A 13,062-nucleotide genomic window follows, 5' to 3' on the forward strand; every position below is an offset into this window, starting at 1 on the left:
CTCAGTCACCTTTCTGCTTTTAGTTCAAATAATATATCTCTTAATTCAGATGCACGCTCGAAATCTAAATCTTTCGCAGCACCTTTCATTTCTTTTTCTATGCGCTCGATTGTCTTTTCTCTTTCTTTTTTCGTAAGCTTCTTCGGCGCTTTTTTCTTATCTTTATCGTTTACTTCATCTGTTTCTACAGTAGCTGATATGACATCTCTAATTTTTTTATTAATTGTTTGTGGTGTAATATTATGTTCTTCGTTATAAGCTTTTTGGGTTACACGTCTTCTACTTGTTTCATCTATTGCCGTTCTCATAGAATCTGTAATTCTATCTGCATACATAATAACTTTACCTTTATCATTACGTGCTGCACGTCCAATCGTTTGGATAAGCGCACGCTCTGACCTTAAGAATCCTTCTTTATCAGCATCTAAAATTGTGACAAGCGATACTTCTGGTATATCTAAACCTTCACGTAGTAAATTAATACCAACTAATACATCGTAAACGCCCATTCTTAAATCCCTTATAATTTCTATACGTTCTAACGTTTTAATTTCAGAATGTAAGTAATTTACTTTAATGCCCGCTTCTTTTAAATAAGTCGTTAAATCTTCACTCATTTTCTTCGTTAATGTAGTGATTAACACACGCTCATTACTTTCTACTCTTTCGTTAATTTGAGCCATTAAATCATCGATTTGATTTTCACTCGGTCTAACTTCTATTACAGGATCTAATAATCCAGTTGGTCGTATAATTTGTTCCACCATTTCATCAGTATGTTCAATTTCATACGGACCTGGTGTGGCAGACACATAAACAAGTTGTTTAGTCTTCTTATCAAATTCTTCAAATTTAAGTGGTCTATTGTCTAAAGCACTTGGTAATCTAAATCCATGTTCAACCAAAACATTTTTTCTAGCTTGGTCACCATTATACATACCTCTTATTTGAGGAATCGTAACATGTGATTCATCAATCATTACGAGCCAATCATCACCAAAATAATCTAATAACGTATATGGTGTGGAGCCTTTAGGACGTAACGTTAAATGAACTGAATAGTTCTCAATTCCCGAACAGAATCCCATTTCTCGCATCATTTCTAAGTCATAATTTGTTCTTTGTTCTAATCTTTGAGCTTCTAATAACTTATTATCTTTTCTAAGTTCTTCTAAACGTTCTTTAAGCTCTTTCTCAATACGTTCAATAGCTTCTTTCATCTTTTCTTCACGTGTTACGAAGTGAGAAGCTGGATAAAATAGAAAATGTTCTCTTTCAGCTATCACTTCACCCGTTAAATAGTTCACTTCTCTAATTCGGTCAATTTCGTCTCCGAAAAATTCAACTCTCACACACAATTCATCTCGTGATGCTGGGAAAATTTCAACTACATCGCCTCTTACTCTGAAAGTACCACGTCTAAAATCAATATCATTTCTCGAATATTGGTTGTCGACAAGCTTTCTTAATAGTTCGTTACGTTCCATTTCCATACCTACACGCGTGCTTACGACTAAGTCTTTATATTCTTCCGGATTACCTAAACCATATATACAACTGACACTTGCGATTACAATAACATCATCTCGTTCAAACAATGCACTCGTAGCAGAATGTCGCAGTTTATCTATTTCATCATTAATGGATGCATCTTTTTCAATAAATGTATCTGTTTGAGGAACATATGCTTCTGGTTGATAATAATCATAATAACTTACAAAATATTCAACTCTGTTTTCAGGAAAATACTCTTTAAACTCACTATACAATTGACCTGCTAATGTTTTATTATGCGCAATGATAAGGGTAGGCTTTCCTACTTGTTTAATAACATTACTCATTGTGAACGTTTTACCTGTTCCTGTTGCACCAAGTAGCGTTTGGTGTCTCTTACCATCCTTTATACCTTTAACGAGAGATTTAATAGCTTCGGGCTGATCTCCTTGAGGTGAATAGTCTGAATGTATTTTAAAAGGAAAATGTTGCATAGAAACCTCCTTAAATTCTGTAATATATAAATATATTTTATCAAAAAATTGTAAAAATGACCAAACATTTGTTCGTTTTATGACTTTTTAAATACAAATAAGAGGAAAAATCATAATGATTTATCCTCTTATCTATCTTGATTCAATTTTATCTACTTTAAGGGTGTCCACTATATAATATCCGACCACTAAACTGACAACATCTAGCATAATGATAACTTCATTATTAAAAAAGCCTTTATATACTGAAACGCCAATTATAATACTGGATACGAGTAAGCCTACCCATTTGTTTTGAGCAATTTGCGTGAAAATAATAACCATTAAACAAGGGAGAAACAAAGCAAGAATCGGCCAAATCATTCAACTCACTAACTCCTTTTTGTTTCACGTTTCTCAAGAATCGTCATTGTTATTTCTCTTAATTCCGAACGTGGAATAAATTTTTCTTGCAACATATCAGGAATAATATGCTGTATAAAATCTTGTACAGATGACAAATGATCAAATTGCATAATCGTTTCTAATGAACTTTCATATATTTCAAAGAATAAAGGTTCTGGATTTCTTTTTTGTATTTCACCAAAAGATTCATAAAGCAGATCAATTTTGTCTGCAACACTAAGTATTTGCCCCTCTATACTATCATCTTTGCCTTCTTGCAGTCTATGTCTATATATGTCTTGATACTGCTCTGGAAATTCTTCTGTTATAAATTTATCTATCATTTCTTCTTCAACTTGAGAGAATAGTTTTTTGATTTCATAAGAGGCATATTTAACAGGTGTTTTAATATCTCCAGTGAATATTTCAGGATAGTCATGATTCAACGCTTTTTCGTAAACAAGTTTCCAGTCTATTTCTTGACCATTTTGTTCTTCTACTGTTGCTAAATATTGCGCAATTTTTGTTACTTTAAAAGAGTGCGCTGCAACGTTATGATCTTGATATTTAAATTTTCCTGGACATCTTACTAATTTTTCTAAATCAGATAAACTTTTAAAATATTGATGTATCCCCATTAATTCTCCTCCTTAACTTGTGTAACTAAGTTATTCAGTGTCTTTTCAGATAATTCACCTAAATACACTTTTTTTATTTCGCCATTTTTGTCTACAAATAATGTTGTAGGAATATTGTAAGTTTTAAACTTTTTAAGAAAATCATCTTGTGCAACGTAAATGCTATAATTCACATTAACGTCATGAATTAATTGTTCAGCTGGTTTACGTTTATCTTTAACGTTTAAACCAACTAACTCGACACCATTTTCTTTGTTTTTTGCATATTTTACAAGTTCAGGCATTTCTCGTTTGCAAGGATCACACCAAGAAGCGAACAAATTAATAACTGTTATATCATTTTTAGACGTAACTTCTTGTAAATTTGTAGATTCTTCGGTCGCAAACGTCTTAACGGTTTCTTCATTTACATTTAATCCTGTAGCAGGATGACTATTTTGAAATGATTGCTTTCCTTGTTGTTCTTTAAATTGATCTTTAGTTTGAAACTTATTAATATCTATTACTTTATATACACTAAAACCAACTATGCTTATTAAAAATAGTACTAATATGATTTTTAACCCTTTTTTCATGTTTTCAAACCTCTATACACTCATTTACGTTTATTATATCAACTATAGAAATAAAAAAAAGCAAATAGTTAAAATTCTTACTTAGAATTAACTACTTGCTTACTTGTTTGTTTATTAAAAACTAGTGAATATAATTATATGCTCCTGCTGCTGATGCTGAAATCGTACGTGATGAAACAACACCAACACCTTGATAATTCATTTCAGAAACTTGAATTGATCCATCAGAGTTTACTCTATCAACATATGCTACATGACCATATCCGCCAGCAGTTGATTGTAAAATAGCACCTGCAGATGGGCTATTATTTACTGTGTAACCTGATTGAGCTGCTGCATTAGCCCAGTTATTAGCATTCCCCCAAGTATTTCCGATATCTGGACGTTTGCTAAATGCATAATAAGTACATTGACCTGAAGTATATAAATTATTGCCACCACCTGAAGATGGTCTGCTATATGAAACAGGTGCTGAATATTGAGATTCGCTATTTGAATTAAAACTTGGCACATCATATGCTTGTGTATTTTCATTATTATATGCATAACCATTTGAAGTTTGTGCATATGCAGTTCTCGTTAAATCTTCTTGTGCTGGTGATGCTGGTGCATTAACTGTTAAGCTTGTCGGCTCAGCCGTTATTTCTGATGGTTCTTCAGCTACAGTTAATTTGTCTCCTACAATAATTAAATCAGAAGATAAGTTATTCCATTCTTTTAATTCTGAAACTGTTATATCAAATTTTTCTGCTATTTTATAAAGCGTGTCGCCTTCTTGAATTGTATATATATCGTCTTTTAATACTTTTAAATTTTGTCCAACTGTAACGTTGTCGATGTTGTTTAATGATTTAAGTTCTGAAATTGAAGTCCCGTATTCTTGTGCGATTGTTTCCAAAGTTTGTCCGTCTTTAACTTTAATATCTGCTGCGAATGCAGAAGTGCTTGATAATGTAGTTAAAGCTGTGACAGATGCTAAAGTAATGAATGTCTTCTTCATGATGACATATCCTCCCAAGGTTTATATGTTTTTATTTATATTTTTATTTTATAGGGTACTCCCCAACTAATACTGGAAATAATATATCACAAACAAATACCTCATATTTGTTTGTTACAAATTCGTAATATAAACGTTAAGAACCTATAATTTTTTCGACAAAAATGTTACTCAAGACTGTCATAGAAGTATTTAAAAGAGCACTATTATTTGTATTTTTACAATTAATAGTGCTCTTTTTTACTATCATATTCAATTTACAAAGTGTCTTTTATCCCACATCTAATTCCCAATTCATATACTCATTAAATATAATTCATGTATATTAATATGGAAATTCATAGGATTATTTTTGTTCAGCTAACCACTTCGCGACTTCTTTAGCTTCTTTTTCATCTACAACTTTGCTTGGCATATTACCTTTACCTTCATTTATGGTCTTTTCGATATCTGCTTCAGACATTTTAGAACCAACTTTTTTCAAAGACGGTCCTGAAGCACCCTCAAGATCTTTACCGTGACAACCAACACAAGAATTGTTTTTAAAAATTTCTTCCCCTTTTGAACTATGTTCTTCTGTTTTGTTATCATCGTTCGACTGACCACAACCAGCAAAAATTAACGCCGATAATGCTAATACAGAAATCATGCCCATTTTGATTTTCATATGTAACACCCCATTCATTATATTATCAAGTATATTTTATCATGATATTCAGAATTTCGACATCCTTTTGTGCGAAAATTCACAAAATAAATTGTGTCTATTTATATATAAAGAAAAAGGTTTGGGACATAAATTCCAACTTAAAATATACAGACGTTCTATGTTGCTTGTTTAGTCAGTCTTGCAACATTTATCATGTTCTTAAAAGAACAAATGAAAAAATATTATAGAAATGAATATCCTCCACGATTTTGTAAAGTGCTGACGCCCGGGGGAATAGTATGCGTGAGAGACTACAGGCTCGAACCATACCCCCAGGCAAGCATGCACGAACAAAATCGTGAGATTTTAAAATAAAAAAGATTTCTTCACTAGGCTTAACTAATGAAGAAATCTTTTATTTTGAGAATGGTTCTTTATGTCCCAGACTCCATTTTTTTATTATTTTTCATCTATCTGACTTCTTAAGTATGCATCTATAAATGGTTCGATATGCCCATCCATCACTGCATTCGTGTTACCTGTTTCTTCATTGGTTCTATGGTCTTTAACCATAGCATATGGGTGAAATACATAAGAACGTATTTGGCTTCCCCATCCAATTTCTTTTTGCTCGCCTCTAATTTCATCAAGCGCTGCTGCTTGTTCTTCAAGCTCTTTTTGATATAGTTTAGCTTTCAACATTTTCATCGCTTGTTCTCTGTTTTTAATTTGAGATCTTTCATTTTGACAAGTTACGACAATTCCTGTTGGTTGATGTGTAATACGTACAGCTGAATCAGTCGTGTTAACGTGCTGTCCACCTGCTCCTGAAGCTCTATACGTATCAACTGTAATATCTTCAGAATTAACTTCGATTTCAATTTTATCATTATCAAATTCAGGTGTAACATCACATGAAACGAAAGAAGTATGCCTTCTGCCAGATGAATCAAATGGAGATATGCGCACTAATCTATGAACACCTTTTTCAGCTTTTAGATAACCATAAGCATTATGTCCTTTAACTAGAATCGTAACACTCTTAATTCCAGCTTCATCACCAGATTGATAATCTAACGTTTCAACTTTGAATCCTTTTTGTTCAGCGAAACGTTGATACATTCGAAGTAACATAGATCCCCAATCTTGTGATTCAGTTCCACCTGCTCCTGGATGTAACTCTAAAATAGCATTGTTTTCATCGTGTTCTCCATTAAGCAATAACTTCAACTCAAATTGATCAATATCGCTTTGGAGTGTTTTTAAATCTTGCTCCAAACTTTCATGCATATCTTCATCATACTCTTCTTGAAGAAGTTCAACAGTAGTTAGTAAATCGTCAGTTTGATGCGCTAATTTATGAAAATCTCCCACTACTGATTTTAAAGCGTTATTTTTATTAATAATATCTTGCGCTTTATTTTGGTCATCCCAAAAGCTTGGATCAACCATCATCTCTTCATATTCTTGAATGTTAGTCTCTTTGTTTTCTAAGTCAAAGAGACCCCCTGATATTCATTAATTTCTCATTATTTTTATTTAATGTTTGTCTAATTTCAGTTAATTCCATAACTTTACTCCTTTATGATTGGCCGTGACAGTTTTTATATTTTTTTCCACTTCCACACGGACATGGGTCATTACGACCTATTTGTTCATCTTTAACGATTGGTTTAGGTTTAACTTTTTCTTTACCATCGTTTGCACCAACGTGTTTAGCTTCACCTATTTCAACTTGTTCACGTTCAACTTGTTCGCCACGATCAATTGTTGATTTAAGAATATATTTACTAACTTCATCTTCTATTTCATTCAACATCGTTTCAAATAAATCTAAACCTTCATTTTGATATTCACGAAGTGGATTGATTTGACCATAAGATCTTAAATGAATACCTGTACGTAATTGATCCATTGTATCGATATGATCTGTCCACTTACGATCAATCGTTCTTAAGACAATCATGCGTTCAAATTCAGACATTTGATCTCCAAAGTCTTCTTGTTGCGCATTATATTGTTCTTTAATTTTTTCCAATACAATTTCTACGATGTCTTCATAGTCTCTACCACGAATATCATCTGCTTTAATGACATCTTGGTGTAAATAAGAATCTTCAACAAATTGTACAAGTGCTTCATAATCAATTTCTTCTTCATTAGTCGCTAAGTGATAATTAATGCCACGTTCAAGAGAAGACTTAATCATATCTTTAACAATATCTTGCACATCTTCTTTTTCGATAATATCATTACGCTCTCCGTAAATGATTTCACGTTGTTTTCTTAATACATCATCATATTCTAACAGACGTTTACGCGCATCGAAGTTGTTACCTTCAACACGTTTTTGAGCTGATTCAACCGCTCTAGATACCATTTTAGATTCTATCGGTGTATCGTCGTCCATTCCTAATTTACCCATCAATGATTGCATGCGTTCAGAGCCGAATCTTACCATTAACTCATCTTCTAATGATAGGTAGAATCTACTGCGACCTACGTCACCTTGACGACCAGAACGACCTCTAAGTTGGTCATCGATACGTCTAGATTCATGTCGCTCAGTACCGATTACAGCTAGTCCGCCTACTTCAACAACACCATCGCCTAGCTTGATGTCTGTACCACGACCAGCCATGTTTGTTGCGATCGTTACCGCGCCTTTTTGACCTGCATTTAAAATGATGTCCGCTTCACGTTCATGGTTTTTAGCATTTAAGACATTATGTCTAACGCCTTTTTTCTTTAATAATTGTGAAATGTATTCACTTGTTTCTACAGCTACAGTACCTAATAATACTGGCTGTCCTTTTTTGTGAAATTCAATAACGTCTTTTACAACAGCATCGAATTTACCTTTTTGAGATGAGAAAATTAAATCTGCTTCATCTAGACGTTGTATCGGTCTATTTGTTGGTATTTGAGTAACAGTCATATTATAAATATTTCTAAATTCTTCTTCTTCTGTCTTAGCTGTACCAGTCATACCAGATAATTTATTGTACATTCTAAAGAAGTTTTGGAATGTAATAGAAGCCATTGTTTTTGATTCATTTTGAATTTCTAAACCTTCTTTAGCTTCTATTGCTTGGTGTAAACCGTCTGAGAATCGACGTCCAGGCATTGTACGACCAGTAAATTGGTCAACAATCATAATTTCGCCATCTTCAACAACATAGTCTTTATCTTTAAACATTGTTTTGTTTGCTTTTAAAGCTATATTAATGTGATGCATTAAGTTTACATTTTTAACATCGAATAAATTTTCTATTTTGAACATGCGTTCAGCTTTATCAATACCTTGTTCCGTTAATGTAATGGCTTTAGTCTTCTCGTCATAACTGTAGTCATCTTCACCTTTAAGCATTTTTACAAACACGTTTGCTTGAGTGTATAAAGTTGTTGATTTTTCAGCTTCACCAGAAATGATTAATGGTGTTCGCGCTTCATCAATTAAAATTGAATCGACCTCATCAATAATTGCAAAGTTTAAAGGTCTCATAACACGGTCTTTTTTATAAGTAACCATGTTATCTCTCAAATAATCAAATCCAAGCTCATTATTTGTACTATACGTAATATCTGAAGCGTATGCTTCACGTTTTTGATCCGTATCCATTGAGTTTAAATTTAGACCTACTGATAATCCTAAGAAATTATACAATTGAGCCATTTCTTCACTTTGTGAACTTGATAAATATTCGTTGACTGTAACAACGTGAACGCCTCTACCTGTTAATGCATTTAAATATACAGGCATCGTTGCTGTTAATGTTTTACCTTCACCAGTCTTCATTTCAGAAATATCTCCACGATGAATAGCAATACCACCCATAATTTGCACTCTAAAAGGTGTCATTTTGAATACTCGTGTTGAAGCCTCTCTAACGATTGCATAGGCTTCTGGCAATATTTTCTCTAAGTATTTTTCTTGCTTTTTATAATCTTCTATTTCAGCTAATTCTTTTTTAAATTGTTCTGTCTTTTCTCTTAATTGTTCATCTGTTAATTTAGCAATTTCGTCCTCTAAATTAATGACTTGATCTGCTAACTTTCCGAGTGATTTTACAACTCGTTTGTTACCATCAGCTATTTTTGATAAAAAACCCATTTTGTTCTCTCCTTCAACTAGGAAACTAGTAATCTTACAACAATATATCATAACACTTTTATCTCTCTTTTTATACTATTTAAGATTACCACCTCTGTAAATGAAAAGCTATTAATAGCCAAAGAAACTGGTGCAGAAATTCTGCACCAGTCCATCTTGTTAACATTTATTGTATTGAAGTTTCAATTAATCCATATTTACCATCTTTACGTTTATAAACAATGCTTGTTTCATCTGTTTCTGCATCTGTAAAAATGTAAAAATCATGACCTAATAAATTCATTTGTAATACTGCTTCTTCAGAATCCATTGGTTTTAATGCAAATTGTTTAGAACGGATGATTTCAATTTCATTGTCACTGTCGTTATCTTCGCTTTCATCAGATGTTGAATCCCCACCTGCTGCAAAGACATCTTTTTCTCGCCCTTTATCGCGGTATTTTCTGTTAACTTTTGTTTTGTACTTACGTACTTGTCTCTCTAGTTTACTTGTTATTAAGTCGATTCCAGCATATAAATCTTCATGTCTTTCCTCAGCTCTTAAAGTAACATCTTTCAACGGAATAGTTACTTCAATTTTACTTCTAGAATCCTGATAAGTTTTAATTTTGACATGAGCTATCGCCTCTGGGATATTAGTAAAGTATCTTTCAAGTTTACTTACTTTATCCTCAATATAATTTCTTATCGGATCAGTCACTGTGATGTTTTCACCATGAATTTCAAATCTGATCATAAAGCACCGACTCCTTTAACGCTCTATTTCTCTTGTGTTTCTTCCTTCTTATATTTTACCATTTTTTCACCCTCTTGCAAATGTTAAGGCGTCTATTTTTCTGATTTTTCTAACTATTAAAAGTTCAGCTAATCGATGTATTGTTAACCCTGTTGTATAAATATCATCAACGAGCAGAATTTTCTTGTTTTCTAATTCTAAGTCCCTTTTAATTTTGAATGGATTATGTTGTAAGGCGCGCGCTCTTTTAGACAAATCAGACTGTTTTAATCTTTCTTCAGTCTCAAAAATTTGCGTGTATTTTATATTTTGACTATCTAAAACGAATGTAACGTGATCAAACGTTCTTTTCGCTAATTTATTTGGATGTATTGGTGCAGGAATAACATAGTCATACTGTTTCATTATACTTCTAGGTAATTGAAATATTTGAGCAATTGCAACATCTCCTACGAGTTTATATTGCTGAATTAAATCTTTAGCTAGTCCTTGATAATCATAGATTGTATAAAGTTGATTAATCAATGTATAGTTCTTCGATAACCAAACACAATCTAGGCATTCTTGTTCTTCATCTGAAAGAATTTTTAAACAGCGTGGACACCTTCTCGCAGCATGATTAAATGTTAATTTTAATTCACAATCTTTACATACATCAGATATAGGCGAAAAAAAGTTTAATAAGTCTACCACTTCAATGATTGGATTTTGACATATCATACAGCGCTTCATGTTATCCATCCTTTCTGAAATGCAAGACGGTTCATTTTTACAATTTCATTTTTCGCATGCATCATATGTTTAGTTAAACCTTCGTGGTAGCACAGAACTTTTCCATTTGGATATGCTATCTTACGATCAACACGTCCTGCGATTTGAATAATTGCGCTACTATTGAATTTTTCTGTGTTCACGATGACGACATCTAATTTTTCAAGTGTAATACCTCTTTCAAGTATTGTTGTTGTAAACATAATGTCGATTTCATTATTTCTTAAACGCATTACTTTTTCATGGCGCTTAGAATCAATGCTTGAAACATATTCAATTTTTGAAAAATAATGTCTATAAATATTAAAGACTTTTTCCATGAAACGAATATCATGAAAAAACACAAAGGTTTTTCTTTCATTTTCAATTTGCTGCTTTAAGAATTTTAATAATTTTGGATTTAACTTTGTTTCTTTTATTGTATTGAACTGAAATTCTGGAATAGGTAGTGGATGTCCGTGGTATCTTGCTGGGAGTTTAATGATTTGAGAATGGTTAAATTGCGATAGTAGTCGTTTATTAGGAGTTGCCGTTAAATAAATATGACTGGCAGAAGTGGCGGAAGCTTTTTGAATTGTATGCATGAGTTGCTGATCCATCTCTAAAGGGAATGCATCCACCTCGTCTACAATGACAACATTAAAGTGACCATCATAGCGCATTAATTGATGAACAGTCGCTACAACAAATGTACTATTATATTGCGCAAACTGACCTTCATACATTAGATCAATCTGTTCGTCTTTAAAAGCGTTTGTTAATCTTAAATACACTTCTTTAACGACATCGACTCGAGGAGAAACAACAGCGATGTTGTCACCTTTTTGTCTAGCCGCAGATATGCCAGCAAATATCATTTCTGTTTTTCCTGCACCGGTTACGGCATGAAGCAATAAATGTTCATACTTTAATACAGCTCTCTGAATGTTCTCTGAAGCTATACGTTGTTGTTCACTCAGTTCAAAATCCAATCGGTATTTACCATCTGTTTGATGTCGTTTACTTTCAATGATATAAATGTCTTTGCAACTTTGAGCTTTACCAAAGTTAACACAATATCTACAATAAGTTGTTTCTTTATTACAATGATGGCAATAATATTGAAAAAACAATGTTTGATCGGTGTTACCACATTGATGGCATATATATTTACCTTGTACATTTGAAACACCAGGTTTTGAAGCTTTTAATTTTTCTGTTGTTATATTGTTTAAATCATGACATATACGTCCGTATAATTTCATCTTTACCTCCAATAAAAAAACACAAAAAGCTTTTGCTTTTTGCGCTGTAGTCATTTTATTTAGATAAATCTAATTCTGTCGTAGTAAATCCTAATCCTAATGCACCTTCACCTAAATGCGTACCAATTACTGGTCCAAAATAACTTAATATTACATGGGCTCCAGGAAACTTCTCTTCAATTTGAGTTTTCCACAAAAGTGCATTTTCTTTATCATTACCTTCAATAATGACGATAGATAAGTTTTTATAACCATCGACCTCTTTAGCTAATTGCTCTTCGATTCGTTTCATAGCTCTCTTTTTAGTTCTGACTTTATCATAAGGAACAATTTTAGTATCTACAAAGTGGAGCAAAGGTTTAACTTGTAACATAGTACCTACAAAAGCTTGAGCACTATTTAAGCGTCCACCTTTTTTCAAGTTATTTAAATCATCCACTATGAAATATGCGTTAGTCGTTTGTTTCATGCTTTCTAATTGTTCAAGAATATTATCCACAACTGTCATACCTTGTTGTACAAGTTGAGCAGCTTTTATAGCATAGAAACCTTGAACAGCACATGAAATTTCTGAATCGAATGGGTGGACTTGAATATCTTCGACCATAGCATTTGCTGTCACCGCACTTTGGAATGTACCACTTATACCACTAGATAAGTGAACAGCAATTACATCTGTATAACCTTCTTCTTTTAAACTTTCGAGTAACTGTACATACTCTCCCATTGCTGGTTGAGAAGTTGTCGGTAATTGTGTCTCATTTCTCATTCTTTTATAAAAATCATCTGTGTTGAGTTCTGATAATTCTTTATATGTTTTGTCTTTAAAAATAACATTTAAAGCGATTGTTTTAATTTGATATTTTTCTAAATAAGCTTGATCTAAATATGCTGTTGAATCTGTTAGAACAGCAATCTTCATAAAGTTATCCTCCTTGATTCTCTTCCATAACAATCATATCT

12 protein-coding genes are annotated in these 13,062 nt (G+C 32.6%); all 12 read right to left on the minus strand.

Annotated elements, in window-relative coordinates; all coding sequences use genetic code 11:
• Positions 1 to 5: 5 nt before the first annotated feature.
• The gene (uvrB, locus tag LQ598_RS06775; protein ID WP_107536538.1) at positions 6 to 1,988 is read right to left on the minus strand and encodes an excinuclease ABC subunit UvrB; all 1,983 of its coding nucleotides are present in this window, start codon (positions 1,986 to 1,988) and stop codon (positions 6 to 8) included.
• A gap of 132 nt (positions 1,989 to 2,120) precedes the next feature.
• Positions 2,121 to 2,351, minus strand: a complete 231-nt coding sequence (locus LQ598_RS06780; protein ID WP_016912675.1) for a DUF2198 family protein — start codon at positions 2,349 to 2,351, stop codon at positions 2,121 to 2,123.
• A gap of 8 nt (positions 2,352 to 2,359) precedes the next feature.
• The gene (locus tag LQ598_RS06785; protein WP_107556705.1) at positions 2,360 to 3,010 is read right to left on the minus strand and encodes an HD domain-containing protein; all 651 of its coding nucleotides are present in this window, start codon (positions 3,008 to 3,010) and stop codon (positions 2,360 to 2,362) included.
• Complete coding sequence (locus LQ598_RS06790) at positions 3,010 to 3,585, minus strand: TlpA family protein disulfide reductase (protein WP_107536540.1); 576 nt, start codon at positions 3,583 to 3,585, stop codon at positions 3,010 to 3,012. The genes LQ598_RS06785 and LQ598_RS06790 overlap by 1 nt, the downstream gene beginning before the upstream one ends.
• A 121-nt stretch (positions 3,586 to 3,706) precedes the next feature.
• Complete coding sequence (locus tag LQ598_RS06795; RefSeq protein WP_107556704.1) at positions 3,707 to 4,585, minus strand: LysM peptidoglycan-binding domain-containing protein; 879 nt, start codon at positions 4,583 to 4,585, stop codon at positions 3,707 to 3,709.
• 346 nt (positions 4,586 to 4,931) lie between these two features.
• Positions 4,932 to 5,252 carry a cytochrome c551 gene (gene cccB / locus LQ598_RS06800; protein ID WP_103322538.1) on the minus strand — a complete coding sequence of 107 codons (321 nt, stop codon included), beginning with the start codon at positions 5,250 to 5,252 and terminating at the stop codon, positions 4,932 to 4,934.
• Between the two features lie 441 nt (positions 5,253 to 5,693).
• Positions 5,694 to 6,804, minus strand: a protein-coding gene (gene prfB, locus LQ598_RS06805) for a peptide chain release factor 2 (protein WP_103322537.1) whose coding sequence is annotated in 2 segments (ribosomal slippage) — positions 5,694 to 6,731 and positions 6,733 to 6,804 — 1,110 coding nt in all. Because the reading frame shifts where the segments join, the coding sequence is not laid out codon by codon here.
• A 12-nt stretch (positions 6,805 to 6,816) separates the two neighbouring features.
• Complete coding sequence (gene secA / locus LQ598_RS06810) at positions 6,817 to 9,348, minus strand: preprotein translocase subunit SecA (RefSeq protein WP_016912670.1); 2,532 nt, start codon at positions 9,346 to 9,348, stop codon at positions 6,817 to 6,819.
• A 166-nt stretch (positions 9,349 to 9,514) separates the two neighbouring features.
• A complete protein-coding gene (hpf, locus tag LQ598_RS06815; RefSeq protein ID WP_016912669.1) occupies positions 9,515 to 10,084 on the minus strand; it encodes a ribosome hibernation-promoting factor, HPF/YfiA family in 570 nt (189 codons plus the stop codon).
• A 66-nt stretch (positions 10,085 to 10,150) separates the two neighbouring features.
• The gene (locus LQ598_RS06820) at positions 10,151 to 10,804 is read right to left on the minus strand and encodes a ComF family protein (RefSeq protein ID WP_169925707.1); all 654 of its coding nucleotides are present in this window, start codon (positions 10,802 to 10,804) and stop codon (positions 10,151 to 10,153) included.
• Positions 10,805 to 10,812: 8 nt separating this feature from the next.
• On the minus strand, positions 10,813 to 12,099 hold the full coding sequence (locus tag LQ598_RS06825; protein ID WP_158256822.1) for a DEAD/DEAH box helicase family protein: 1,287 nt from the start codon (positions 12,097 to 12,099) through the stop codon (positions 10,813 to 10,815).
• Positions 12,100 to 12,154: 55 nt separating this feature from the next.
• Complete coding sequence (gene fakB1 / locus LQ598_RS06830) at positions 12,155 to 13,021, minus strand: fatty acid kinase binding subunit FakB1 (RefSeq protein ID WP_103323466.1); 867 nt, start codon at positions 13,019 to 13,021, stop codon at positions 12,155 to 12,157.
• Positions 13,022 to 13,062: the final 41 nt, after the last annotated feature.

This window comes from Mammaliicoccus sp. F-M27 (genome assembly GCF_022387115.1).
GTDB classification, from domain to species: domain Bacteria; phylum Bacillota; class Bacilli; order Staphylococcales; family Staphylococcaceae; genus Mammaliicoccus; species Mammaliicoccus vitulinus.